Here is a 24,018-nt window from a genome sequence, read left to right as displayed (position 1 = left end):
CAAAGATCTCGCGATGAAGCTCCGTATCCTCACCCTCACGGCACTCGCTCTCGTGGGAGCCCCGCATGTCTCCCGGCCATCCGTGGCGCAGGAGGGGCCCGAGATGGAGACCCTCCGGGCGAATTGCGGTGGCGATTACCTTCGCCTGTGCGCCGGCATGAAACCGGGTGGCCCCGAGGTGAAGGCCTGCTTCAAGCGCAATCGCCCGAATCTGTCGGAGGGATGTTCACGGGCCATCGCCGCCTACGAACGCTCCCGCGGCGGATCCTCCGGCGAGGCCGACGACTGACTCACCGGATGAGGAAGGCAGGTGGATGCGCTTGGCCGGCGGCCGGTACACCGCGATCGGCGACGCCAACCAGGACCAGATCCGCGATTCGGACCTGATCTGTCCCGGCCAGGTTTCCGTGCTGCCGAGCGAAGACATCGACGATGCCGTGCGGGACGAGAAGCGCGGCTGAGGAGAAAGCACCCATGACCACGTTCACCAAGACCGTCACCTATGTCCTGGCCGCCGCGGCCGTCGTCACGCTCGCCATCGTCGTCCTTCAATCGACGAGCATGCTGGCGAGCTCATAGCCGCGCTGACGGAACGAGAGTGTCGGTGACTTCGGCGGTCGGCCCTTGTGAAGGTCGGGCCGCGGGGGAGGGCATCGAGGACGGTTCGGACGTCTCGAGCGACGTGCTTCATTCGTCGCCGAGTGCGTCGAAATAATCGAAAAACACGCCTTCCGGATCGTGCTTGCGTCTCAGCGCACACAATCGTTCCCATTTCTCGGGCGTGAAGGCCTGTGGGACGTTCGCGGGCTGCTCGACCGTATTCGTCTCGCCGATATAGTAACCCGTATTGTAGGGGCGCAGCGTCGTCGTGATCCGGCGATGCCACTCGGTGTTGGCGGCGTCGTCCTCGGCCTTCCACCACATGGTCCATGGGCCGCCATAGACCTTGGCGGAGACGGAATAGGCCATGTCCTTCTGCGCGGCCGGGACATCCGGGCCGCAGAAGATGGTCAGCAGGAAGACGGAGATCGCGGACGGCGCATCGGGCAGCAGGGGCAGGATGGCCTGGACCAGCTCTCCCGGACTGTGATCGGAATAGGTCGCTTCCACGCGCGAGCGGGCGCCTTCCGGCCAGAAGGATCCCGACGCGTCGAAGAGCTGCTCGAAGGTGAGCGGTGTCGCGAAGGACGATGAAAGGGGTGTGATCGGAGAGCGCTCCAGCACCTGCAATGCAGTCCTCGCGGCGTCCGGCGTGTCTTCGAACGCCGTGGCCGTCACCATGCAGAGCCAGCCGTTCTCGGCGGCGGCCTCTTCTCTCAACTCCGGCGGAGCCTGCACGACGAACAGGCTCAACTCGACCGAGGGGGAAATGCCGGGGGCCAGCTTGCCGAGCCAGGTCCCGATCGCCGGAGCGTCCGCGAGGCGATAGTAAGAGGTGCTGCCATGCATGGCTTTCGGCAGCGGATGAAGCTTGAGATGGTACTTCGTCACGACACCGAAGAATCCGGACCCCGCCCCTCGGGCGGCCCAGAAGAAGTCCGTGTTCTGCGTCGCGCTCGCCGTGATCAGGTCGCCCTGGGCGGTGACGAGTTCGATGGCCTCGACGCTCTCCGCTCCGGAGCCCCAGACGGTCGGGTTCCAGGCCATGCCGCCGCCGAGCAGATAGCCGCTGGCTTTCACCTGAGGGCAATGGCCGGTCGGGAAGGCCAGCCCGAGGGGATTCAGCGCCTTCTGGATGTCACGGTTGCTGACGATCGGCTGAATCACCGCCTTCAGGTTATCGGCATCGACGGAGACGATCTGCGTGAGTTGCGAGAGATCGATCAGGATGCCGCCGTGACGCAGGCTCGGCTGGCACCAGTTGTGGCCGCCTCCGCGCACGACGACCTTCAGCCCGCTCGCGCGGGCGAACCGCACGGCCGCGACGACGTCGTCCTCGTCCAAGGCCTTCACGATCGCCTCGGGGGCGCGATCCGGGATCAGCCTGTTCCAGAGATTCCCGTGAATCGCCTCGAGGAATTGCGGATCACCCGCAGTGAAGACCTCGCCTTTGCAGGCATCCCTCAGACCGTCGATGTTCATGGCGTCACGCAGTAGGACTGAGGGACCGCCCGGACGACAACGATCCGGGCGGGAGATCTTGCTTCAGGCGGAATCCGAGCCGTCGGTTCAGTAAGGAACCCGGTCCGCCTTCTGGGCATACTTCTTCCAGACCTCGACGGCTTCCGTGCGCATGATCTGCGTTGTCGGAATGGAACGCTCGGAGACATCCTTCTTGAGCTCGGCATAGATCATGCTGTCGTCGAAGCCGCCGTATTCCAATGCGTCTTCGACCTGGGCGGCGTAGTACACGCGCTTGATGCCGGCCCAGTAGGCGGCCGCCATACACATCGGGCAGGGCTCGGCGCTGGTGTAGAGCGTCGCGTCGCGGAGCTTGAACGTCCCTTGCGACTTGCAGGCCTTGCGGATGGCCTCGATCTCGCCGTGCCAAGTCGGATCGTTTTCCGCGACGACGCGGTTGGCGCCCTCGGCGATGATTTCGCCGTCCTGAACGATGACGCAGCCGAAGACGCCGCCGGCGCTCTCGACCAGTGAGGTTTTCTCCGACAAGGCGATTGCCCGAGCCATGAAATCAGTGTGGTCGTGAGCCATTTCCAGTCTTTCTCGTTAGGTGTGGTCAGCTGATGCTGTCACGGGTGTCGATGAATTGTTAAAACAGGTGGGAGAACAAGAACATTTCGAGCCCGTAGAGGACGGCCAGAATCGTCACGCCCAGTGATTCCGTACGCCAGCGCGTCTGCGGATCCGGTTTCAGCCACCAGCCCAGGCCGAAGATCGCGACCGCCATCAGGGGCCACGACACCAGCGAGACGCTGATGGCATTGCCGATGAAGGTGGAGGCGGCCAGGGGCAACCCGTTCAGCAGAGGGCTGAGGAAGCGGATTTCCAGCATGACGACGGGAAACAGGACGAGCAGGACGAGGCAGGTCTGCTTCCAGGCCGGAGGCGGAGCGAGACGCTGCTCGTTGGCGAACCACCCGGCGAACGGGTTGCTCATCCGGTGGCTGTGCCAGGTCGAGACCTGAGGCGTCGCTTCGGCCAGGATGGCCTTCCTCTCCGCCGATTGCAGCCAGGCATCGAGGAAGGCCGGGCCTTCGAAGCGCACCAGCGTGGTCCAGTAGGGGACGTCCGACGACAGGGGCGCCTGGACGAGGGTGCCCATGTATCCGGGAAAGCGGGCCTGGACCTGCTGGATGCGCTCGGCCCAACGCCGGAACGCCTCCTCCTGCCCCGCCTTCACGATGGTCGTGATGACCTCCGTGACGGTGGTCGTCGAATGGTAATCCGGTGCCGCCTCGTCGGCACGGGACGTCTTGCCGTCGCCCTCCAGGGCCGCGAGGTCGGCGAGGAGGGCGGTGCGCGCCTCGTCCTCGATCCATCGGGTCAACGCTTCGGGCGAGCGGAACCGTTGGATGATCTGCCATTCGGACGAGCCGGAGAAGGCGGGGATGATCTCCAGGCTGACGAAGTCGTGAGAGGCCGAGACGACCCGGGTGAACTCGGCCTGCCACGCGGCGAAGCGCGCCTCCATGCCGGGCGGCACGGTGAGCTTCGTCGCGACGGCTTTCGTCGCCCCGACTTTTATCGAACGCGACGAATCCCGGCGGGAGCCCGGAGCTTCGCCTGCATTCGAGACATCGATCGCACCCGTTTCGAACATCGTCGACGAAGCCCTTCCATTGGCAGCTTCCAGAATACGCCACCCATGAGGCCGCCCTGTAGGTCGATGACCTACAAGACTTCGATCCTCACGCCTCTTTCGAAGGCACATCGTCAGCTACGCCCAGAACTGTAAACGGACTACGCCGCGTCGGTTCTGATTTATTGGCGAGACGAGCATGATCGCCGTGATGGTAAACGGCTGGTCTGCAATCCATGCCGCCTTGTCCGGCTGTCCTCAGCGTTTCGATCCCTGTTCGAAGGCTCGCTGTTCATGATCGCGAGCGATGGGCATTTGCCGGAGGCTGCTGTAGGTCGATGACCGACAGCAGCGGCACGGATTTTATGGAACACTACCCTGGTTGGCCGGCTCGCTCGGGGTAGACATGTCCTTCTTTCGGCTGCTGATCGTCGACGACCACCCGATCGTGCTGGCGGGCCTGAAGCTGCTGCTGCGTGGCGACGGCCGTTTCCACGTGTGCGGAGAAGCCCGATCGGCGCAGGCGGCCTGCCTCGAGGCCGAGCGGCTGCAGCCCGACGTCATCATCACCGACCTGATCATGGGAGACGGCGACGGCCTCGCGCTGATCGAGGATCTGCGCGCCATGCTGCCGGCCGCCAGGATCGTCGTCTATTCCAGCCGCGACGAGACGGTCTGGGGTCCGCATGTGATCTATGCCGGCGCGCATGGCTATGTCGCCAAATCCGAGCCGCTCGAAACCGTCGCCGTGGCCCTCGACCGGGTGATGGCGGGCGCCATCCATGTCAGCGAGCCGGTGCAGCAGCTGTTGATGCGCGATCTCGCGCGACGACGCGACCGTCGGACGGAGATCGGCGACCTGTCCGGCCGCGAACTGCAGGTGCTCCGGCTGATCGGCAGCGGTGCGACGCTGCAATCGCTGGCCAAGGAATTGGGATTGAGCGTGAAGACGGTCGGCACCTATAGGGAGCGCCTGAAGATCAAGCTCGGGCTGGACAGCGTCAGGATGCTCGAACGCCATGCGGCGGATCACGTCGCGGGGCGTCTCGATCCGTCATGAAGGACAGTCCGTCATGAAAAGCTGGCTGGCCCGCTGGGATGTGACCCCTGCCGAACAGGCCGGCATGACGTTCGGAGAGGTGCTGACCCTCGTCAATATCCGACGGGTCGAGATCGCCTGCATGCTGGGGCTGTTCACCAAGGCGATCGAGTTCGCCACCGGACTCAGGACCGTTCAGATCGTCGTGGAAATCGTGCTGGCGTTCGCCTTCCTCCTCGCCTCGCTGGCGTTGCGGCGCGGCGGCGGACCGTGGCTCCGGCGCGGCTTCGTCGCGGTCTTTCTGGTCCTGACCCTGCTCGACACCCAAGGGGCGATCGCCGCGATGGGCGCCAAGGGACGATTGACCAGCGGATATCCGATGATGCTCCTGTCCCTGACCCTGCTGTTCGTGCTGCCGCCCCTGGCTTTCGCGCTGGCCCTGATCCCGCTGCTGGTGAGCTATTGCTGGATCGTGCTCGCCACGGCGACCTTTCCCGCCGAGCAGGTCGTCGCCATCGTCAATGCCGCCATCGTCTCGGTGATCGCCGTCGTGGCCGCGGCGCTGATCCATTCCGGACGGCGCAGCGATTACGAGCAGAAGCGGACGATCCGTCTCCAGAACGATCGGCTGACGGAAAGGAACAGCGAACTCGACACCCTGATGGCGATCACCGCGCACGACCTGCGCAGTCCCCTCTACGGCCTGCGCAACCTGTTCGACCTCGCCGTCCGGCGCGCGCCGCGGGAGCCGGAACTGCCGCTCGTGGTGCTGCGAGAGGCGAAAGCGAGCATCGACGCGATGCTGGGTCTCGCCACGCGTCTGCTCGAGGCGCACGCCGCCGAGCATCGGCCGCTCGCGCGCCTCGCGAACGAGGATGTGCGCAGGCATGTGCTCGCCGCCGTCGACCGGATCCAGCCCCTCGCCCAATCGGCCGACGTCCGGATCGAGGTGGATCTGCCGGAACGGCCGTTGATCGCCACCCTCGATTCGGGCGCCCTCTCGCAAATCCTCGACAACCTCCTCAGCAACGGCGTTCGGTTCAGCCCGACGGGCGGCATCCTGACGATCGGCGCCGCGCGGGATGGCGGGTCCGTGGCGATCGAGGTCCGGGATCGCGGACCGGGCATCGATCCGGCCGGGTACGCTCTCCTGTTCAAGAAATTCCATCAGGCCGCCGGGGCACGCTCCGAAGGGGCGCCGAGCACGGGCATGGGCCTGTTCATCGTCGCGACCCTCGCCGACCGCATGGGTGCCGCGGTGCGGTGCGAGCCCGCGACGGATGGGGGCGCGGTTTTTGTAGTGACGCTGTCCGCGGGCGGGACCGAGACGTAGAGCGCCCGATGCCCGGTTCCCCATCGAGGGCGAGCGGATCGATCCTGCCCATCGAATTGATGCGTCGGCGTTTTGCGAGCAATGATACGCCATCCCCGAGGAACGCGGACCCGGCGCGTGCGGCATGACGTGCCGCGTCGGCCGCCGACGAACAGGATCTCCATGCGCACGATCGCCTCCTCGCTCGCCCTCACGCTGCTCGCGGCCCTGGCGCCGCTTCCGGCCCTGTCCGCGCCGGACAAGGGCGTTCTGGAAGCGGCCGAGGCCCAGAATGGCCCGTATCGCGAGACCCTGAAGGGGCTCGTCGACGTCGACACCGGAACCGGCGATGTGCCCGGCCTTTCCAAGGTCGAAGCGGTCCTGACGAAGCGCCTCGAAGCGTCGGGGCTGACCGTGAGCACCCGGACTGCCCCCGCCTTCGGCGGCAACACCCTCATCGGCACGCGATCCGGCACGGGCACGCGCAAGATCCTGCTCCTGGTGCATTACGACACCGTGTTCGGCACGGGCGACGCGGCCAAGCGCCCCTATACCGAGCGCGACGGCCGCGCCTACGGGCCGGGCGTTGCCGATGCCAAGGGCGGCGTGGCGATGATCCTGCATGTCCTCAGCGCGTTGGAGACATTGCGGTTCGACGGCTACGGCACCCTCACGGTGGTGTTCAATCCGGACGAGGAGCGCGGCTCGCGCGGGTCACGCGACGAGATCGCCAGGATCGCCCGCGAACAGGATGTGGTCCTGTCCTTCGAGCCTTCCTTCGCCGAGGCCGGCGTCGACGCCGTCACGGTGGCGACCAAGGGCATCAACTACGCGAGCCTGACGGTGAAGGGACGCGCGTCCCATGCCGGGGGCGCGCCGGAAGCCGGGCGCAACGCGGTGGTCGAACTCGCCCACCAGATCCTTCAACTGCAGGACCTCGGTGACCCGAGCAAGGGGACCAGCCTGCATTGGACCATGATCCAGGGGGGCACCAAGCCGAACATCATCCCCGAGACCGCCAAGGCGGAGGGCGACATGCGCTACTTCGTGCCGAGCGAGTACGACCGCATCCTGATGGAGGCCCGCAGGATCGTCGGTGCGCATCGCGTTCCCGACACGCAGGTGACCTTCGATCTCGCCAGGGGCCGTCCGCCGCTGCCGCGCAATCCGGCATCGACGTCGCTCGGCGACCGCGCGAAGGCGATCTACGCCGAACTGGGGGCGGGCCTCGCGCTGGCCGAGATCGGCGGCGGCACCGATGCGGGCTACGCCTTCCAGCCCGACAGCCCGGCAAAACCCGCCATCCTCGAGTCGCTCGGCATCGTCGGCGGCCACTATCACAGCACCGATGAGTTCGCGGTCCTCGCCAGCATCACGCCGCGGCTCTACCTCGCGACCCGCCTCGTGATGGAGGCGGCGCAGGACACGGGCCGTTGATCGGCCCGGCCAGGGCGTCGTCCCGAGCAGGTATCGCCGACATGGTCCCGGTTCTGCTATAGACGCCCGCGCTACATCGAAGAGCCTGCTTGGCTGCCGATAGAGGGCGCGACGCCCACCTCCGCCGTTCGCCGAGTGTCTCTCACACAACTCCCGCTTCCCCGTCTGCCGTGAGCGAGAACCGACGGTGACCGGGAGTGGTGTGAGGCGCTCATGATCGCTTTCCGTTAACCCCGGACTCGCTGCCTTGTGTGTGGGGCCGCGAAGGTTGACGCTGCCCTGCGTGCCGCCATAGACAAGGCGGCCGGACGATCGGGTCGCGATCCGGTAGCAAGGGCGAGAAACCCAAGCATCCGCAAAGGCAAATTATTCAGCCTTTGCACCAGCTTGGAAGGGTGGCCGAGTGGTTTAAGGCAGCGGTCTTGAAAACCGCCGTGGGGGCAACCCCACCGTGGGTTCGAATCCCACCCCTTCCGCCAATGATCCTTTCGCTGGCATTCGCACCCAACCGCTAAACCATTGAAAACGAACCACTTTGCGTCGCCTTGCTTTCGTGGGTGACCGCTGGCGTTTGCCTGATTTCGCGTTTATGGTGTGGGTAGAAACGTGGGTCGGATTGTATGGCTGGAAAGCTCACTTGGCCTGCCCCCTGAAAAGTGGTCCTCCCTGAGGTATGGCTTTGAGCCATGTGGAGGATGTCATCATGGGACGGAAGAAGCATACGGCTGAAGAGATTGTTGCCAAGCTGGCCTGCCCCCATGCGGTGGCCCAAGTTCGAAGTTAGTGCATCGTCGGTCGCGTGACGATGGCGGGGTGAGCGAGCGGCGCTGAGCTACTCGGTTCCGTTGGCCAGATAACGACCTCCGGTGCAGGTGGCTGGTAGCCCAGCGACGAGTGCGGTCGGATAGTATTGTAGTCTTTCCGCCACTGCTCGATGACGACACTGGCTTCCTTGAGGGTGTAGAACACCTCGCCGTTGAGGAGTTCGTCGCGGAGCTTCGCGTTGAAGCTCTCGCAGTACCCGTTCTCCCATGGACTGCCCGGCTCGATGTAGGCGGTCACTGATCCAACCGCCGCGATCCAGTCCTGAACAGCCTTGGCGATGAACTCCGGCCCGTTGTCCGAGCGGATGTGACCGGGCACCCCGCGAAGACTGAACAGGTCCGAGAGCACGTCGATCACGTCCAGCGCCTTGAGCTTACGAGCGACCCGGATTGCCAAGCACTCGCGGGTGAACTCGTCGATCACATTTAGCATTCGGTACTTGCGCCCGTTGTGCGTGCGGTGCTCGACGAAGTCGTAGGACCAGACGTGGTCGGGATGCTTCGGCCGTAGTCGCAGACAGGAACCGTCGTTGAGCCAGAGACGCGCTCGCTTCGGTTGCCGAGCCGGGACCTTGAGCCCCTCTCGTCGCCAGATCCGTTCGACCCGCTTCACATTTACCGTCCAGCCGTCACGCCGGAGCAAAGCCGTGATCCGACGGTAGCCGTAGCGCCCATACTGCAGAGCCAGGGCGATGATGGCGGCTGTCAGAGTGGCCTCGTCCTCGACCATCACAGCACACTTGCGCTGGGTCGAACGATGCTGTCCCAGGACACGGCAGGCAAAGCGTTGCGACACGCCATGCTTAGCAACGACGTAGTCGACACAAGCCCGGCGGCGAGCCGGGCTCAGAAGTTTCCCGATGCGGCCTCCTTGAGGATGAGCTTCTCCAAGGTCAGGTCAGAGATCGCCCGACGAAGCCGTTGGTTCTCTGTCTCCAGGGACTTCAGCCGCTTGACCTGGTCACCCTTCAGGCCGCCGTACTCAGAGCGCCAACGGTAATACGTGACCTCGGTTACCTCGATGGACCGGATTGCTTCGGCAACCTTGCGACCCTGCGAGACCAGAACATCCACTTGGCGCAGCTTGGCAACAATCTCTTCAGCCGTATGCTTCTTCCGTCCCATGATGACATCCTCCACATCGCTCAAAGCCATACCTCAGGGAGGACCACTTTTCAGGGGGCAGGCCAAAGGTGCTCAAGACAGCGGTGCCTCCAGAACGCTCTGCCGACGTAAAGGCCGGATCGGCGGCGGAGCTTGTACGCAAGCTCAGGATCGAGACTGGCGTCATCTGAACCCGGCCAGCCTTCGTCCTGAGCCGACTTGGCAGACCGGAACAGCCGCTGGGCAGCGCATGGCCTGTTCGCGTGTCGACCCATGGGAGGTCGACATTTCCGTCAATCGATCACATCAAAGCCCATTGATATTTGATATTAATCTGATATATGTGCCTTACTATGCAATATATAGTGCATTAACACTTTGAGGATTTGTATTAATAGCTATATATGCTCATTAAATTATTAAATTTGTATTAAAAAATTAGGAATTACATTTATTTACATTTAATTAATCAAAATAATATTAATTATAGACTGGAATTATGACAAACATCGACTCCATTAATTCAGCACCGATTCGAATCTCGGAGGCGGATCAGCCGTGAAACATCGTCACTATCTTTGGGCAGCTGTCGCTGCCGGTCTCGGCGCTATAGGCACGGCGCAGGCCCAGTCCCGACTACAGGTGAATCCGGCACCGTCCGACGCGAAAGTCCTTCCAGGCACACCCAACTCGGGCACTGCTGCTCCTCCAACATTCGCGGCCGAGGGCTTCGTGTTCAACAACACGATGTCGCTAGGCAGTTTGTGGCGGACACAACCTCGCGACTTCAGCCTTCTTGGGATTGCCAACGGCGGCACGGGAACCAGTTCGAACTGGGACAACGGCAACCTTAATTTCGATCAAGGTCTGGTGCTCGGAGGTTTGCGGGGAAGGGGCAGCATCGCGTGGTCGCACGGTCCTTTCGAAGCTTTGGTCGACGGCGTGTACTTCGCGAATGGGCTTAACAGCCGAGACCGATCCTATGTCGCGGGGACGGTCGATCGGCAGTTGAGCTTAGGTGGTTACCTCAACGATGCGTGGGTCGGCGCGAAGGTCGCCACAGATATCGGAGCAGTACGCCTGCGAGCCGGCAACCAGATCTTGCGCTGGAACGAAACGTCCTTCTCGTTCGGAGCACAGGTTACGAATCCACAGGTCTTCAGCCGAATCTTCCTTCCGGGCGCCGGTCTGGCCGATTCGCTCAAGGCGGTGCCGATGATTACCGCAGCGATGGGGGGCCCTGGAACGGGGGGCTTTGAAGCTTTCTACAAGCTCGACTTCGCGCCCGACGAGTCTATACCCTGCGGTTTCTTCCTCGAGACAAACGACTATACCTGTCCTGGTAGCCGCTTTCTCAGTCTGTCGGCGCTCGCGCCCGACGGGCCAAATTCCATCATTACGCCGGCAACTCCTCTTGGCTCCGGCCTGGTTAGAGGCCGGGACCGGGTCGAGAGTACGGCCGGCCAATTCGGCATCAATATCCGGTCACCCGATTTCGGCGGCCCCCTCAAAGCGAGCATATCGCTACTGGCTGCGCGGTTCACGGATATGGGCGGCGTGACCAGCGCGCTTAGAGGTACACAGTCGGATCTTCTGCGTATGACGGCCGCGAACTACGATGCCGGTGGTCAGTATATCCGCGATTATCGATCTGGTGTCGGGATGCTCGGCGCAGCCTTCAGGGCTAGCCTGACGTCGACGACGCAGATCAAAGCCGAGTATAGCATTCGCCTCGGCCAGCCCGTGCAAGTCGACGACGCACAACTCATCGGAGCCTTCCAACTGCCCGCAGCCGTCATCGGCGCCTGCTCCAATGCCTCGGCGTCCACTCCCTGCCAACAGGTGCTGGCAAGAGCCAACTCAAATCAGGTGATCAGTCGCGCCGGCGGAATCACTGCCGCAAATGCCGCAGGTTTCCTTGGTCAGTTCGTGAGTGGCGCCGACTATCATGATGTATCGCAATTCGGCATCGGCGTCGTCCAGACGCTGCCTCCCATCTTAGGGGCATCCGAGTGGTTTGCGGGGGCCGAGTTCGGCGGAATGTACGTTCATGATTATAACCCGCAGATACTTCTTCTCGACTCTCCGAGCTCCCCGAGGGCTGGCACGGCGAATGGAACAGCCGACCCCTTCTCCGGCGGTTATCGTCTATTGACCCGACTTGTGTTCAAGGACCTCCTCGGCCTCCGAAGCATCGCACCTGCTCTGGCGTTCCAACACGACGTGGCCGGCTTTTCGCCAGTGCCGTTGCCGCTCTTTCTCGAACGGACGATGCGCATCCGGCTCAATGTTGACGCCGCGATCAATGAGCGCTTAACCGCAAGCCTTACCTATGTCAGCAATATCACCAGGTCCAGCCGTGCGGACCTTCTGTCCGACAGGGATTACGTACTCACGTCGTTATCCTACCGATTCTAACTCATGTTGTGGCTCCCCGCGACTTCCGGACCAAAACCCGACTCAGTAATACCAGTCCTCGAAGAGCCGGACTCATCGAAGTCTGCCCACGCAACGGCGCGGCGGCGGTCGTCCGTCGGACCTCGGTGAGACCGGCCTATGGGCAGGTTTCATCGAGACTGGGTATAACATGCCGACCACCCCGGTGCCTGACCTCGCGTCGAGAGTACATCCGACACGAGGTCGTTGCCTGCTTAGGATCGGAGGCAGATCCAGACGAGGGCGAACGATAGCGGCACGAAGGTTTGCGTAGTGACGAAGGCGCGCTCGCGCTTCCAGGTCTTGGCACAGCGCCGAACGGCATCGCAGTCGCCCTCGTAGCAGAGCCCGCGCAGCGTCTCTTAGATCCGGATCAGCGTCAACCGCCCGCGGCAGGACCTGCCGGCGTTGATGAAAAGCATCCGATCGAGATCGTCCCATCCCGGCTGCGCTCCGCCGTGATCCATTGCCTTGTCATAGGCCTCGGCCGAGTGGCACGCGTGAACGCGGAAGCCGCCTCAAGAAACTGCAGGTTCATCAGTACGAATGCGGGCGATTTGTTTTTCGAAAGCACTAGAATAATCTCCTTGCAAGATAAGTTATAACTTATAATTTAGATAAATGCTGATTTTATGAGATTGAACACCGCATACTTATCTTGTAGATATGAAAACATAGTCAGTATTCAATGGCACAAGTACCGCAAAATATTGCATTGTATCAAGATATTGATTATGCAATGCTGGTATATACCTCCGGACCCTAGCTAGCCTGCGGCACCTAGTTTCAGCCGAGAGTTTTAATATCGGTGATTTCAGGACCATAACGGCGCTAGGAATTCCTCCGCTGACCGCCAACGCGCGTTCCTCCATAAAAAAGGCGGCACAACCGCACCGTCAGACCGCTCCAGTCAGGCAAATTTAACGGTTTATATTTATCTATGTGTGGAGCAATAGTTCTACGCTGATGGAATAAATCGATGAAAATTGGCATAGCTGCAAAAATTCAGGCAATAACCTTCATTAGCATCCTGGGTTTGATAAGTCTAATCGCGGTTGCAGTGAATGGCCTTCGCAACGAGGTCACAGATAGCCGAGTTCTCAGGACCAAGCAGCTCGTAGAAGTAGCGCTCGGAGTCGTCACATACTTCGAAGTGGAGGCCCGGGCCGGCCGCCTGACTGACGCGGTAGCGCGCGAGTCAGCGCTCGGTGCCCTAAAGACCTTGCGATATGGTGACGGGGAATATTTCTACGTCCTTGATGAGCACGGCCGGTTTTTGATGACCCCGATCAAGCCGGAACTCACCGGCAAGGACATGTCCGGCTTCAAGGATTCGACGGGCAGGGCTATTTTCGCCGAGATGCTGCAAACGGCTAAGGCCAGCGGCGGTGGCTTCGTCTCGTATTATTGGCCCAAGCCGGGCGTTGAGCGGCCTGTGGAGAAGATTGCAGGCGTCATCAGCTTCAAGCCCTGGGGCTGGATCATTGGCTCGGGTGTCTATGCCGACGATACGTTCGAGCATCTGAAGAACCTTGTGATCGGCTTGGCAATGGCGCTGGCCTGCATCACGCTCGTGGTCGCGGCGGCCGCACTTGTCATCGGTCGGCAAGTCTCGCGCCCCGTCCGCGATCTGACGAAGGCGATGAGTGCTCTCGCCCGTGGGGATCTCGCAACGGGCATCCCGGGCCTCACGCGTCACGACGAAATGGGCGAGATGGCGCGGGCGGTCGACGTCTTCCGCCAGAACTCCCTCGCCCGCGTCGAACTGGAGGCTCGTCAGACGTCCGAGCAATTAGCCCGCCAGCAACGGGCCGACCGGGTCGACCTGCTGGTGCGCGGGTTCGAGGCGAGGATCGGCGGCGCCATCGGTATCGTCACCTCGGCCGCCACGGAACTCGATGCGACTGCGCGCTCGATGACGAGCGTGGCCGATGCTACCAGTCGGCAAGCGACGGCGTCGAGCGCGGCGGCCGAGCAGACGTCGGCCAACGTGCAGACGGTGGCCGCAGCGGCCGAGGAGATGGTGGCCTCGCTCCAAGAGATCGAGCGGCAAGTGCAGCAGTCGAACTCGGTCGCGAGCGCGGCAGCCCATGAAGCGCAAGCGACCGAGGCGGCAATGACCAGCCTGTCCGAAGCCGCCGAGCGCATTGGCGAGGCCGTACACATGATTTCCAGCATCGCCAGTCAGACCAACCTGCTCGCCCTCAACGCCACTATCGAAGCGGCCCGTGCCGGCGAGGCCGGGCGCGGATTTGCGGTCGTGGCCAGCGAGGTGAAGGAACTGGCCGGTCAGACGGCACGGGCGACGGGCGAGATCAGCAGTCACATCGCGGCCATCCAGCAGGCGACCGCCCAGGCCGCAGGGGTGATCCGGCAGATCGGACAGACCATCGGATCGGTCAACGCGATTACGGAAACGATCGCCGCCACCGTCGTGGAGCAGACGATCGCCACGGGCGAGATCTCGCGCAACGCGGTTGAGGCGGCTAAAGGTACTCAGGACGTGTCGATCAACACCGCGCACGTCCTCACTTCGGCCGGAGAGACCGGCAGCGCGGCCCAGCAAGTGATGTCGGCAGCCGGCGAATTGTCCGCCCAATCGGTCAATGTGAAACGTGAGGTTGACGAATTCCTCGCGGCGATCCGCGTGGCGTAGAGCAAGGCAAGATGGCCATGGATCGTTATGGGAGTTCCCAAACCGGTTCGGACTCATCTCTTCGGACTGCTGCGCAAGGATGTCGCTTAGGCCGGGGATAATGATCCTCCCCCGGTTTAGCGAACACCTCTGATACGCTCCTTGCGGGCGGGGAAGGTGTTTGATGGCCAAGACGAGACGCGAGTTTGCTTCGCTGCACCTTTGGTGTCACGCCAGAGTTCAAACGCGAGGCGGTGGCCCTGCTGGAAAGCAGCGGCCGGCCGCAGATGCAGATCGCGGCCGAACTCGGGATCCAACCCTCGATGCTGAGGCAGTGGCGCTCGGCACTGATGGGAGGCTGCCCGCCACCGCGGCCAGCGGGATTGCCAGGAACCGCGCCGATGAGCCCGGTGTCATCGCGGTCCGATCAGGCGGCCGAGATTGCCCGCCTGCGGCGTGAACTCGACCGGACGCGCATGGAGCGCGACGTCCTAAAAAAAGCGATCGGCATCTTCGCGGAGATGCCCAAGTGACGTTCGCTTTCATCGCGCAGCATGCGGGCGACCCAAGCCGGTGCGTCTCATGTGCCGGGTGCTCGAAGTCTCCCCGAGCGGCTATTACGGCTGGCGATCACGCCCCGAGAGTGCCCGGTCGGCGTCGAACCGTCAGCTCCTGGCCGACGTCCAGCGTATCCATGCCGGGCATCTCAGGCGCTACGGCGCGCCTCGCGTGCATGCCGCGCTGCGGGCAGAGGGCCGAACGGCCAGTCGCGGGCGGGTGGAACGCCTGATGCGCCGTCACGGCATCAGGGCTTTGGCAGGACGTCAGTTCCGGCCCTGCACGACCGACAGCCGTCATGACCTGCCGATCCCACCGAACCTCCTGAAGCAGCTCTTCTCGGCCGCGCTGCCCAATACGGTCTGGCTGGCAGATATCACCTATCTGCCGACCGGAGAGGGCTGGCTCTACCTGGCCGCCGTCCTCGATCTCGCAACCCGCAAGATCGTCGCCTGGTCCATGCGCGAGAACATGCGGACCGAATTGACGTCGGCGGCTCTGATGATGGCCACCCAACGGCAACGACCGGGGGCTGGCCTCATCTGCCACTCGGATCGCGGCAGCCAATACGCCGCCGAGGCCTATCGCAAACAGCTCGCCGACATCAAGGCGACGCCCTCCATGAGCCGGACGGGCTGCTGTTACGACAACGCTCCCATGGAGAGCTTCTTCCATACCCTCAAGGTCGAACTCGCCCACCAGCGACGATGGACGACCCGGGACGAGGCTCGCCGCGACCTATTCGCCTACATCGAGGGCTACTATAATCGGCAGCGCATCCATTCGGCTCTCGGCTACATCACCCCCGAGCAAGCCGAGCGGAACGCGAGCTAACCACCGTGTCCGCAAAATCGGGAGAGGATCAGTCTCCACCGCGGTCTTCATGTTGTCGTAGATGCCGCGCTGGCAGGTGCCTTGGAAGAACGCGAACGCCCGGTCGTGGGCGTCGAACACCATCTCCTGGCTCTCGCGCGGATAGGCCCGCACGAACAGCATGCGCGAGTGGCAGAGTCGGACGTGGGCGACCTTGACCGTGACGGTCGTGCCGCCGATCAGCACGATCTCGTGGCTCCAGTCGAACTGGTAGGCCTCGCCCGGGGCGAAGATGAGCGGCACGAAGGCCTGGGCCGTGACCGAGGCGCGCTCGCGCTTCCAGGTTTTGGCATAGCGGCGAACGGCATCGTAGCCGCCCTCGTAGCCGAGCCCGCGCAGCGCCTCGTAGATCCGGATCAGCGTCAGCCGCTCGCGGGCGGACTTGCCGGCGTTGGTGGTCAGCATCCGATCGAGATCGTCGCGCCACGGCCCGAGCTTGGGCAGCGGCTGCACTTCACGCTCATAGGCGAAGGCGGTGGCCCCCGATCGGATGACCTTCCGGACCGTGTTGCGGGAGACGTGCAGATCGCGGACGATGTCCTTGATCGCGCGGCCGCGGGTGAAGAACTCGCGCCGGATGCGCGCAATCGTGTCCACGCCCTTCATCCCCCTACACCACCCTTCCGGCCGTACCGGAGGGCAGTCTGCCAGAACGAGGTTAGGGGGTCGGAATTGGACGCCGATCCCCCACCTCACGGGGTCAAAGTTGCACGCCGAAACACACCGGGGGTGCGGCCGGTGCTGGCGGTGACGCTCTGCTTCGTCCTGGCCCACAACCTCCTCTACACCTACATCGCGCCGCTTCTGGCCGGCCATCTCATGGCTGGACAGATCGACAGGGTCCTTCTGGTCTTCGGGGTTTCCGCACTTGTCAGTATCGGTCTGACGGGCATGCCGATCGACACATGGCTGCGACCATTGACCTTCACCGGCATAGGCCTGTTTCTCGTGGCCGTCTCGATACTTGCGGTGACGACCGAAGCACCGTTGGCGATCTACGGGGCTGCACTGATCTGGGGACTGGCTTTCGGCGGGTCGGCGACGCTCTTTCAGACCGCATCGTCGCGTGCTGCCGGTCCTGCGGCCGACGTGGCCCAGGCCATGATCGTCACGGCATGGAACATCGCCATTTTCGGCGGAGCCGTCTTGGGCGGCGCCATCCTCGACAGTGTGGGGGCGGATGGGCTGCCGTGGACAGGTATCCCCCTGCTTGTGGTCGCCGCTGGATCATCGCTGTGTATGGGGCGCTCCGCTGACGGATCACGCACGGTGTGAAGGCGGCCCGCCAGTGAGTCCTTCGCCGGCATCCGTGTTTGCCCGCTCAATCACGGAAAGAAAGAAATCACGCCGGGGCGCCTTCGCTGACGACCATGAGTGTTCGCTCGTTTTCACGTCCATGACTTGGGTGGAAACCTGGGTCGGCTGGAGCGGCGGAACGCGTTCAAGGTCGATGTCCCCCGAACCGACGTGATCGGCCGCCTCGAGGGCCGGATCGATGCCAGGGTGACGTCGGCGCGGGGCGTGAGGCTGAAAGCGTTCGTCGAGCGCCCGCCCCGTTGGCGGATCGCCACTGATACCCTCGCCGGGCCGCCTCCGGGTCGGCAATGCCTGAGCGACACCGAAAATTTTGTATTTTCGTCTGAAACCGGAGCAACGATTCGTCCGTTTCGGCGCACATGACGAAAGCGAAAGCCCGCCCGAGGCCCGCCCCCTTCTTATCGGTTACAGCCAGCCGTCTCCATGCTGCCGACGCGGCCTGGGCTGCAGAGCTTGCGGCATGGTTCGGCGACGAGATGGTCAATGCAGTCTCGAACCAACCGGCGGGCCGTGGGGAAGAGGGAACCAAACTTCGGGCTCTCTACGATGCCCGAAGCCGTGAGCTGACCGATTGGCAGCGCATCCGTGGCCTGAGCTAGCCCCGCGAACCCGCTCCTCCGAGATATCTGCCAAACCGAAAGCCCGGCCGCCGTGATGACGCGCCGGACTTTTTCTGCGTTCACAGGACCATTCGAGCAGTCCCCGTCTCGGCTTTCCTCTTACCTCCCGCTCCCTGGGGCCGGACAGCCATCTGGTCTGAGGAAGGCTCAGCGGCGGCTCTCGCCGGATGGCATATCGGGCCCATCCTCACGCGGCGTACCGTCGTAGCCCTCCATCCAAGAGGTCCGATCTTCGCTGTCGCGGGGATAGGGGCAGGCATCCTTGGGGTGACCGTGGATCCGCGCCTGGGCGCCCTGCTCGATGGGATCGGAATACGCGTGACGGATGTCGGCCATGAGACTGGCTCCGGGGTGTGGCTGTCATCGATCAACCCGCCCCCTCGTCCGATGATCCCGCGGCCAAAAGGTTCGGGCAGAGTCCAGGACGGTTTCGCAGACGTGGGCCCCGGTTCTGCGATGAAAACCTGCGACACATCAAAAAGCTAAGCAGGTTCGCTCACTTCGACCGCTTGGCCGGGGGCTTTGCGGCGGCGGCATCCGCGGCATCGCGCTCGAGACGCTGAGCCTTCAGGCGAACGATCTGATCGTCACGCGCCGTCTCCCGGCCTCTGACCTCTTCCCAGACCTGACCGGCGATGTCCGCGCGCTCCGCGGCCTTGGCCGCCTTGGTGTCCTTGCGATCCTGATGGCCGGCCTTGTCGTCCGTCACTTGGATTCCTCCGATTGGCACGGCGACGCACCGCGCTGCTATCCTCGACACCACGGCACCCGATGGGCGGGCGCGATCGACATGTTCTCCGACAGGTGGCTCAAGCCTGCGTCGGGAGAAGCATCAGGCCGTCCGGCTCCACATCGAGGCACACCCCGGACACGAGGGCACGCCGTTGATGCGCCCTCTCGCCTGCCTCCGTGCTGCATTTCTCCACGTGAACAACGCGGTTGACGACCTGAAGGTTCGGCGCTCCCCAGTAGGCCAGGAGTTTGGGCCAAGGGGCATCGCGGTGCTCGCGCCAGACGCGATAGAGCGGCGTGCGATGGTCGATTTCGGCCGTCTTCAGCAGGCGCTTCCCGGAGGCGGCGCAGCGATGGCGCTGATGCGCCTTCAAAACCTTCACCTGGTCGCTGGGCGCGGCCCAGAACTTCCAGGCCGTGACGCAGGCCGAATGCCAGCGGGCGTTCTTGTTCGGCGTGCCGGTGCCCCACAGATCCCTGTGCCAGCCGAAGCGGAAGACCGGCTGTCCGCAGATGCAGCAATGGCCGGGGCCGCGGGCATGCGCGGGCTCGCGATAGGGAGAGGGCGGCATCCGGAAGGTGGCGGCGAGGCCCGAGCCTTTCTCTGTTCCCAAGCGCCACGTCCATCCCTCCGGCTGGCCCGAGCGCGTGGCCAGCGCCCGCGCCAGGCGATCGGCACGGTGGACGTGGTTGCGCCAGTAGCTCTCGACGGCGAGCCGTGGTGTGGGCGGCAGCAGCGGGCGGGACAGCGCGTGCTGCAGGACGGGCGCGGGAAAGACGGCCGGGAGCGCCCGTTCCAGCCGGGCGCGGGAGCGCTCGTTCCGCTCCGCACGCCACTCCGATGCAGCGGTCACGCCGGGTCGAGGACGCGAGCGCGGGAGACCGCAGGCGCCGGTGCCGGGGCCGGTACGCCCGCGATGGCATCGGCGAGTTGGTTCAAGCGTAGCGCGAGGTCGCTCACCTCGTTCAAGGCGATGGCCTTGTCGCCGCTCTTCACGGCCCGGGTGATATCGCTGATCTGCATCTTCGCCATGCGCGACAGTTCGGCGGCAAGCTGGTCCCTGGTCATCGGTATCCGTCTCGGTTCGGCGGTTTCAAGCCTAACGAGGCCTAAAGCCGGAGGGTTACCGGGCGGTTTCAGCCGGCGGAAAGCGGGCGTGCCGCCGGCGCCCGATCCGCGACTGTCACGGCCGCGGTGCGGGAGCGGGGCTCTGCTGCGTCGGCGCTTGCTGGGTGGGGCTCTGCGGCGCCGGCGACGGCTGTTGCGGAGCCGGGCCGGGGGCGGTCTGACCGTCTGACAGCGTCTGGTTCGCCTTGGTCTGCAGCTGATCCGCCGTCTGCTGGTTGATGAGCCCATAGGACACGGCAGCGGCGAGGGCGACGGCGATGACGGCGCCGATGATCGTCTTCGTGAGCTTGCTCTGCATGGACATGCCTCCTGCGGTCGCCTCACGCGAGGCGTCCTCCACAAGAGCAAAGGTGGCGGCTCTCGGGCTGGTTCCGCTCGGGTCCTTCGTCCCCTCGAAAGACCGGAGCAGCCACGTCGAGCGTCTGGCGCCCGCTTCCTCGGCCTCACCCCCGGCCCTTCAGCTCTTCCCCCGCTTCGAAGCGTGAAATCGTGTCGGTCGATCCTTGCGCTGTCTCGGCACGCTCTCGGATGCCGACCCCCAGCGAGGCACGACCCCTCCATCCACGCCCGAATCCAGGCCACCACCATATCCCGCGAGGTGTTCGAGCGCCTGTGTCCGCGCGCGGGGCAGCGTCGCGGCATCGCGGGAGAGGACGGATGCCGGAATGTGCCGGCCGCTTTGCGCGATCCCGGTCTGCAAGGATCCCGGGAGGAACGCCGGGCGCCTGTGGCGCAAGCCGTGGACGCGGGTGCGGGGCAGGGTGACCGATGGGGGCGGGGAACCGCGTGAACGCGGGCGTCGGGCCGTTTGCCATTTGGCCGGCTCGTCGCCCCAGCATGAGGACGGCGTCGTCCGACAGGCGCATGCCGAGCTGGAGACGCTCCGCAGCCTGCCGAAGGCGGTGGCGGCGCGGTTCGTCGCCGGAGAAAGGTGCGCGCGGGGGAGGGACGGTCTACGCATAAAGAAACGGCCGGGGTTTCCCCCGGCCGCTCATCGTCGTGACGGCTGATCCGCTTAGCGGAGGAGCTGCAGGATGCCCTGCTGCGCCGTGTTGGCGAGCGAGAGGGCCGAGATGCCGATCGACTGGCGGGTCGACAGGGCCTGGGAGTTGGCGGCTTCCTCGTTGAGGTCCGCGTTCGTCAGGTTGGCCGAGCCGGTGTCGAGGATGTTGATCAGGTTCTTCGAGAAGTCCTGACGGTTCTGCACCACCGAAAGATTGGAGCCGAAGGTCGAGGATTGTGTACGAAGCTGGCTGGTGGCCGCCGTGATGGCCGTCAGCGTCTGGCTGATCTCCGTATCGGTCTGGAAGCCGCCGGTGGAGGCGGTGAGGCCGAGGCCGTCGGCATCCAGCTTGGAGCCGGCGATGGTCAAGCTGGAGGAGCCCGATTCGTTGAAGGTCACCTTCAGTGAGTTTTCGCTGGCATCGTCGCCGCTCCGGTAGAGCAGGTTGATGCCGTTATAGCTCGAATCCTTGGCCTGCTGGGTGATCTGGTTCAGGATTTCGTTGAACTGCTTTGCGAGAGTCTGACGGACCGTGTTGGTCGAGCCGGTGCTGTCTTTGCCAAAGCCGGACATAGCCGTGGCCGGACCTTGGCCCGCGACGCTGGAGGACTGAAGGCCAAAACCAATATCGGCGTTCAGGGAAGCTGTCGCACCCTGCGCTGCCTGGATCGTGAGTTTCTGGCTGGCGCCAGCAGTCGTGGAACTCAGCACGAGCTTATCATTCACATCGAGACTGGCCACGACGTTTCCGGCAAGACCCGTATCAGCACCAATCTGCTTGTTGATGGAGTCGACGATCTGCTGCTTGGTCGTCGTCGCCGGCGTGGTCCCGGTCGTGTTGTCGATCTTGATGGTCTTGGCCGGACCAGTCCCGAGCTGAATGGTGAAGTTGGCGTTCTTGGTGCTGAGGTCGAGACCAGCCGTCAGGGCTGCAGTGCCGTTGACCACGGCCTTGGCGGAACCGTCAGTGGCATCGGAACCCGTCGACGACAGGCCGATGGCTGCAGTGCCGGTTCCGGCTGAAGGCGTACCCGCGCTCGTCGCCGCATTGGTGCCGAAACCGAGACCGATCGTGTCGGAGCTGGCGGCGACCGTCACGCCGGTACCGGTGAAGGCGAGCCCAGTCGCTGCGCTAGCGGTGATGCCCGTTACGCCGCCTGCCGTGATCTTGGCGTTGATCGCCTCGAGCAGCTTAGCCTTGGCAGGGTTGTCACCCAGCGCCGTGCCACTCGCGTCGAGGCTGGTGCTGTCGATCTTAAAGGTCGTCGAATTCGTGCCGTTCCCGACGGTGAACGTCGCGGATTTACCACTCGACAGATCGGTGTTCGCACCAAGGGTGACGGAACCCGTGGAAGCAGCCGTGGCGCCGCTGCCCGAGGCCGTGCCGGCCACAGGCGTGAATGCGCCACCAAAGCCCAGATCGACACCACCGGCGCTGGGCGTCACGGTCAACTGCGCATCGGGGCCGGAATCCGTCGAGGAGAACACGAGCTTGTTGCCCGAGTTGATGCTCGCCGTGACCGTCGATCCACCGTCCTTGAGCTGCTTGTTGATGGCTGCCAGGACTTCCGTCTGGTCGCCCGATGTCCCGACCGTTCCGCCGTTGGCATCGGTCGCGCTGTTCTGATCGATCTTGACCGACACCGCTTTCAGACCGTCATTCACGGTGAAAGCCGCCGAACCGCCGCCCGAGAAATCGGTCGCGGCAGCAACGTTCGCGCCGGTAGCGGTGAGGGTCGCGACCTTGGCGCTCGACGCTTTGCCGAAGCCGATATCGAGAGTCGATCCCTTTGAGCCGGCCACGGTCAACTGCTGGGTCGATCCCGCACTGGTCGTCGAGAAACCAATGCGTCCATCGGAGCCGAGCGACGCCGAGACTTTGCCCTTCAGATCAGCGTTGTTGGCGATCTGGCTGTTGATCGCTGAAACGACCTGACCGGCGGTGACTTTGGTGAGGTCGGTACCAGCGCTCGTCAAAGTGGAGGAATCGAGCCGAATCGTTGCTGTCTTCGCAGCCGCACCAGTTCCGATGGTGATGTCGAGCGAGCCGTCCTTGCCCAGCGTCGAAAAATCCTGGGTGCCGTCGGCGGTACCGGCAAGGCCCTGGAAGCTCTTGCTGCCGTTCACGGACGCGGCAGTCGCTGCGAGTCCGCTGGTCGTCGCGCTCTTGTCTGCCAGCGCCTGATTGGCGGTGGACTTGGCGGAGTCGACCAGCTTCTGGATCGAGGTGATGCCCTGGTTGGCGGCCTGGATCGTCTGGACGCCGTTCGAGATGCCGTTGAGGAGCGAACCGAGATCGCCCGAGCGGCCCGAGAGGGCCTGCGAGGTGAAGAAGCTCGTCGGATCGTCGAGGGCCGAGTTGACCTTCTTGCCCGTCGACAGACGGTTCTGGGTCTGGGTCAGGAGGTCGGCGGTGCCCTGCAGCGAGAGCAGGTTCTGACGCGTTGCCGCGGTGAGCGTGATGCCTGAAGACATGTGGTCCGATCCATTCTGATCTGGAAGCACCCTTTTTTGGGTGCGACGTCACCAAACCACGAGGACGTTGCGAAGGTCTTAAGGCGGACAGTCAACGAAACATGTGAGAAATCCGCTGCATTCTCCTCATCTTCGCGACCTCCGGGGCGATGCCGGATTCGACCAAGCAACCCCGGCCAAAGCGGTGACGTATTGTTAACCGCCCGGATCGATGATCCCACCCGAACCCGAAGGACCGGTCATGCCCCTGAAGATCGAACTCAAGCCGTTCGAGCGGTTGCTGATCGGCGGAGCCGCGATCCGCAACGGGTCGCGGCGGTCGAGTTTCGTCATCGAGACGATGACGAAGTTCCTGCGCGAATCCGACATCATCACGGAGAGCGAGGCCGATACGGCCTGCAAGCGCCTCTACCTGACCCTCACGGTGCTCTATCTCTCCGACGACGTGTCGGAGATCGAGAACCTGTTCGTGGCCCAGGCGAGCGAATTGCTCGAGGCGGTGCCGAGCACGGCCCCCTATGTCCGGGACATCAACGCCCATGTGGCGGCGCGGGACTTCTACCGGGCGATGAAGCGGGGCAAGGATCTCATCCAGTACGAGGCCTCCCTGGCCGACCGCCTCGCCCAGGCGCCCGATTCGGGAAGCGCCGACTGATTCTTCTAATCGGCCGCCGAGCGGGCAGGGGGTTGGCATCGGCAATCCCGATGCGGCAGGCTCTCGTGGAGCCCGGCTCCGGGTCCGGACGCCCCCCGGTCTCAGGCAGGCTACCGGGTTCACACATCTGCTCTCGTAGGCAGACCGCGTCCCTCTCCCCCTTGTGGGC

19 protein-coding genes, 1 tRNA gene and 4 pseudogenes are annotated in these 24,018 nt (G+C 63.8%); 12 read left to right on the top strand and 12 right to left on the bottom strand.

The genetic code is table 11. The features are described 5' to 3' along the window. Positions 1-13 precede the first annotated feature (13 nt). Both A3OM_RS0110665 and A3OM_RS25805 read left to right on the top strand, forming a co-directional pair. Positions 14-289 carry a hypothetical protein gene (locus A3OM_RS0110665; protein ID WP_018043747.1) on the top strand — a complete coding sequence of 92 codons (276 nt, stop codon included), beginning with the start codon at positions 14-16 and terminating at the stop codon, positions 287-289. A gap of 25 nt (positions 290-314) precedes the next feature. After that, complete coding sequence (locus A3OM_RS25805; protein ID WP_018043746.1) at positions 315-461, top strand: hypothetical protein; 147 nt, start codon at positions 315-317, stop codon at positions 459-461. A 226-nt stretch (positions 462-687) separates the two neighbouring features. Here the strand turns inward: A3OM_RS25805 and A3OM_RS0110650 are convergent, their stop codons facing one another. The 3 genes from A3OM_RS0110650 to A3OM_RS0110640 all read right to left on the bottom strand — a co-directional run bounded on the left by A3OM_RS0110650 (position 688) and on the right by A3OM_RS0110640 (position 3,721). Next, positions 688-2,082 carry an FAD-binding oxidoreductase gene (locus A3OM_RS0110650; protein ID WP_018043744.1) on the bottom strand — a complete coding sequence of 465 codons (1,395 nt, stop codon included), beginning with the start codon at positions 2,080-2,082 and terminating at the stop codon, positions 688-690. Between the two features lie 87 nt (positions 2,083-2,169). Beyond that, on the bottom strand, positions 2,170-2,652 hold the full coding sequence (locus A3OM_RS0110645) for a nucleoside deaminase (protein WP_018043743.1): 483 nt from the start codon (positions 2,650-2,652) through the stop codon (positions 2,170-2,172). Positions 2,653-2,710: 58 nt separating this feature from the next. Next, positions 2,711-3,721: a hypothetical protein gene (locus tag A3OM_RS0110640; RefSeq protein WP_018043742.1), complete on the bottom strand. Its 1,011-nt coding sequence runs from the start codon at positions 3,719-3,721 to the stop codon at positions 2,711-2,713. Positions 3,722-4,106: 385 nt separating this feature from the next. On the opposite strand from A3OM_RS0110640, the gene A3OM_RS23800 reads away from it, so the two are divergent. The 4 genes from A3OM_RS23800 (at position 4,107) to A3OM_RS0110620 (ending at position 7,967) form a co-directional block, all read left to right on the top strand. After that, positions 4,107-4,760, top strand: a complete 654-nt coding sequence (locus tag A3OM_RS23800; RefSeq protein WP_018043741.1) for a response regulator transcription factor — start codon at positions 4,107-4,109, stop codon at positions 4,758-4,760. 13 nt (positions 4,761-4,773) lie between these two features. Continuing rightward, positions 4,774-6,072, top strand: a complete 1,299-nt coding sequence (locus A3OM_RS0110630) for a HAMP domain-containing sensor histidine kinase (protein WP_157196464.1) — start codon at positions 4,774-4,776, stop codon at positions 6,070-6,072. 162 nt (positions 6,073-6,234) lie between these two features. Beyond that, positions 6,235-7,488, top strand: coding sequence for a glutamate carboxypeptidase (locus A3OM_RS0110625; RefSeq protein WP_018043740.1), 1,254 nt, complete (start codon positions 6,235-6,237; stop codon positions 7,486-7,488). Positions 7,489-7,877: 389 nt separating this feature from the next. Then, positions 7,878-7,967: transfer RNA gene (locus A3OM_RS0110620), tRNA-Ser, on the top strand. A 301-nt stretch (positions 7,968-8,268) separates the two neighbouring features. On the opposite strand, the gene A3OM_RS0110615 is transcribed toward A3OM_RS0110620, so the two are convergent. Next, a protein-coding gene (locus A3OM_RS0110615) for an IS3 family transposase (protein WP_085984263.1) occupies positions 8,269-9,437 on the bottom strand; the annotation gives its coding sequence in 2 pieces (ribosomal slippage) (positions 8,269-9,173 and positions 9,173-9,437; 1,170 coding nt in all). A gap of 62 nt (positions 9,438-9,499) precedes the next feature. Here A3OM_RS0110615 and A3OM_RS26325 point away from each other — a divergent pair. Together A3OM_RS26325 and A3OM_RS0110605 are read left to right on the top strand one after the other, a co-directional pair. Beyond that, positions 9,500-9,607 (top strand): annotated as a pseudogene (locus A3OM_RS26325) (electron transfer flavoprotein subunit beta/FixA family protein); the annotation flags it as partial. Positions 9,608-9,974: 367 nt separating this feature from the next. Beyond that, positions 9,975-11,834, top strand: coding sequence for a DUF1302 family protein (locus A3OM_RS0110605; protein ID WP_157196463.1), 1,860 nt, complete (start codon positions 9,975-9,977; stop codon positions 11,832-11,834). A 260-nt stretch (positions 11,835-12,094) separates the two neighbouring features. On the opposite strand, the pseudogene A3OM_RS25795 reads toward A3OM_RS0110605, so the two are convergent. Continuing rightward, positions 12,095-12,292 (bottom strand): annotated as a pseudogene (locus A3OM_RS25795) (IS21 family transposase); the annotation flags it as partial. A 539-nt stretch (positions 12,293-12,831) separates the two neighbouring features. Between A3OM_RS25795 and A3OM_RS0110595 the strand changes: the two are divergent. Both A3OM_RS0110595 and A3OM_RS23795 read left to right on the top strand, forming a co-directional pair. After that, positions 12,832-14,508, top strand: a complete 1,677-nt coding sequence (locus tag A3OM_RS0110595) for a cache domain-containing protein (protein ID WP_018043735.1) — start codon at positions 12,832-12,834, stop codon at positions 14,506-14,508. Between the two features lie 163 nt (positions 14,509-14,671). Beyond that, a pseudogene (locus A3OM_RS23795) lies at positions 14,672-15,879 on the top strand (IS3 family transposase). A gap of 30 nt (positions 15,880-15,909) precedes the next feature. Here the strand turns inward: A3OM_RS23795 and istA are convergent. Next, a pseudogene (istA, locus tag A3OM_RS23790) lies at positions 15,910-16,524 on the bottom strand (IS21-like element ISMex39 family transposase); the annotation flags it as partial. 123 nt (positions 16,525-16,647) lie between these two features. Here istA and A3OM_RS0110575 point away from each other — a divergent pair. Next, positions 16,648-17,193 carry an MFS transporter gene (locus tag A3OM_RS0110575; RefSeq protein ID WP_018043731.1) on the top strand — a complete coding sequence of 182 codons (546 nt, stop codon included), beginning with the start codon at positions 16,648-16,650 and terminating at the stop codon, positions 17,191-17,193. 809 nt (positions 17,194-18,002) lie between these two features. On the opposite strand, the gene A3OM_RS0110570 is transcribed toward A3OM_RS0110575, so the two are convergent. From A3OM_RS0110570 to A3OM_RS0110545, 6 genes are all read right to left on the bottom strand, one after another. Next, the gene (locus tag A3OM_RS0110570) at positions 18,003-18,191 is read right to left on the bottom strand and encodes an Rmf/CrpP family protein (RefSeq protein ID WP_018043730.1); all 189 of its coding nucleotides are present in this window, start codon (positions 18,189-18,191) and stop codon (positions 18,003-18,005) included. 160 nt (positions 18,192-18,351) lie between these two features. Continuing rightward, the gene (locus A3OM_RS0110565) at positions 18,352-18,564 is read right to left on the bottom strand and encodes a hypothetical protein (protein ID WP_018043729.1); all 213 of its coding nucleotides are present in this window, start codon (positions 18,562-18,564) and stop codon (positions 18,352-18,354) included. 100 nt (positions 18,565-18,664) lie between these two features. Next, complete coding sequence (locus tag A3OM_RS23785; protein ID WP_018043728.1) at positions 18,665-19,441, bottom strand: hypothetical protein; 777 nt, start codon at positions 19,439-19,441, stop codon at positions 18,665-18,667. Then, positions 19,438-19,656: a hypothetical protein gene (locus tag A3OM_RS23780; protein WP_018043727.1), complete on the bottom strand. Its 219-nt coding sequence runs from the start codon at positions 19,654-19,656 to the stop codon at positions 19,438-19,440. Before A3OM_RS23780 ends, A3OM_RS23785 begins: the two co-directional genes overlap by 4 nt. 115 nt (positions 19,657-19,771) lie before the next feature. Continuing rightward, complete coding sequence (locus tag A3OM_RS0110550) at positions 19,772-20,014, bottom strand: hypothetical protein (RefSeq protein WP_026175924.1); 243 nt, start codon at positions 20,012-20,014, stop codon at positions 19,772-19,774. Positions 20,015-20,731: 717 nt separating this feature from the next. Beyond that, the gene (locus tag A3OM_RS0110545; RefSeq protein WP_018043725.1) at positions 20,732-23,194 is read right to left on the bottom strand and encodes a flagellin; all 2,463 of its coding nucleotides are present in this window, start codon (positions 23,192-23,194) and stop codon (positions 20,732-20,734) included. Positions 23,195-23,435: 241 nt separating this feature from the next. Here A3OM_RS0110545 and A3OM_RS0110540 point away from each other — a divergent pair, with 241 nt between their 5' ends. Beyond that, positions 23,436-23,849, top strand: coding sequence for a flagellar biosynthesis repressor FlbT (locus A3OM_RS0110540; protein ID WP_026175923.1), 414 nt, complete (start codon positions 23,436-23,438; stop codon positions 23,847-23,849). The last annotated feature ends 169 nt before the right edge of the window (positions 23,850-24,018 follow it).

Source organism: Methylobacterium sp. 88A (assembly GCF_000376345.1).
In the GTDB taxonomy this organism is placed as follows: domain Bacteria; phylum Pseudomonadota; class Alphaproteobacteria; order Rhizobiales; family Beijerinckiaceae; genus Methylobacterium; species Methylobacterium bullatum.
Note: the sequence above shows the minus strand (reverse complement) of the source record. Positions and strands in the feature narration are given on the sequence as shown.

Coding starts and splice junctions, on each gene's coding strand:
- A3OM_RS0110665 (WP_018043747.1), top strand. CDS start 14: ATGAAGCTCCGTATCCTCACCCTCACGGCACTCGCTCTCGTGGGAGCC.
- A3OM_RS25805 (WP_018043746.1), top strand. CDS start 315: ATGCGCTTGGCCGGCGGCCGGTACACCGCGATCGGCGACGCCAACCAG.
- A3OM_RS0110650 (WP_018043744.1), bottom strand. CDS start 2,082: ATGAACATCGACGGTCTGAGGGATGCCTGCAAAGGCGAGGTCTTCACT.
- A3OM_RS0110645 (WP_018043743.1), bottom strand. CDS start 2,652: ATGGCTCACGACCACACTGATTTCATGGCTCGGGCAATCGCCTTGTCG.
- A3OM_RS0110640 (WP_018043742.1), bottom strand. CDS start 3,721: ATGTTCGAAACGGGTGCGATCGATGTCTCGAATGCAGGCGAAGCTCCG.
- A3OM_RS23800 (WP_018043741.1), top strand. CDS start 4,107: ATGTCCTTCTTTCGGCTGCTGATCGTCGACGACCACCCGATCGTGCTG.
- A3OM_RS0110630 (WP_157196464.1), top strand. CDS start 4,774: ATGAAAAGCTGGCTGGCCCGCTGGGATGTGACCCCTGCCGAACAGGCC.
- A3OM_RS0110625 (WP_018043740.1), top strand. CDS start 6,235: ATGCGCACGATCGCCTCCTCGCTCGCCCTCACGCTGCTCGCGGCCCTG.
- A3OM_RS0110595 (WP_018043735.1), top strand. CDS start 12,832: ATGAAAATTGGCATAGCTGCAAAAATTCAGGCAATAACCTTCATTAGC.
- A3OM_RS0110570 (WP_018043730.1), bottom strand. CDS start 18,191: ATGGCCGACATCCGTCACGCGTATTCCGATCCCATCGAGCAGGGCGCC.
- A3OM_RS23780 (WP_018043727.1), bottom strand. CDS start 19,656: ATGACCAGGGACCAGCTTGCCGCCGAACTGTCGCGCATGGCGAAGATG.
- A3OM_RS0110550 (WP_026175924.1), bottom strand. CDS start 20,014: ATGCAGAGCAAGCTCACGAAGACGATCATCGGCGCCGTCATCGCCGTC.
- A3OM_RS0110545 (WP_018043725.1), bottom strand. CDS start 23,194: ATGTCTTCAGGCATCACGCTCACCGCGGCAACGCGTCAGAACCTGCTC.
- A3OM_RS0110540 (WP_026175923.1), top strand. CDS start 23,436: ATGCCCCTGAAGATCGAACTCAAGCCGTTCGAGCGGTTGCTGATCGGC.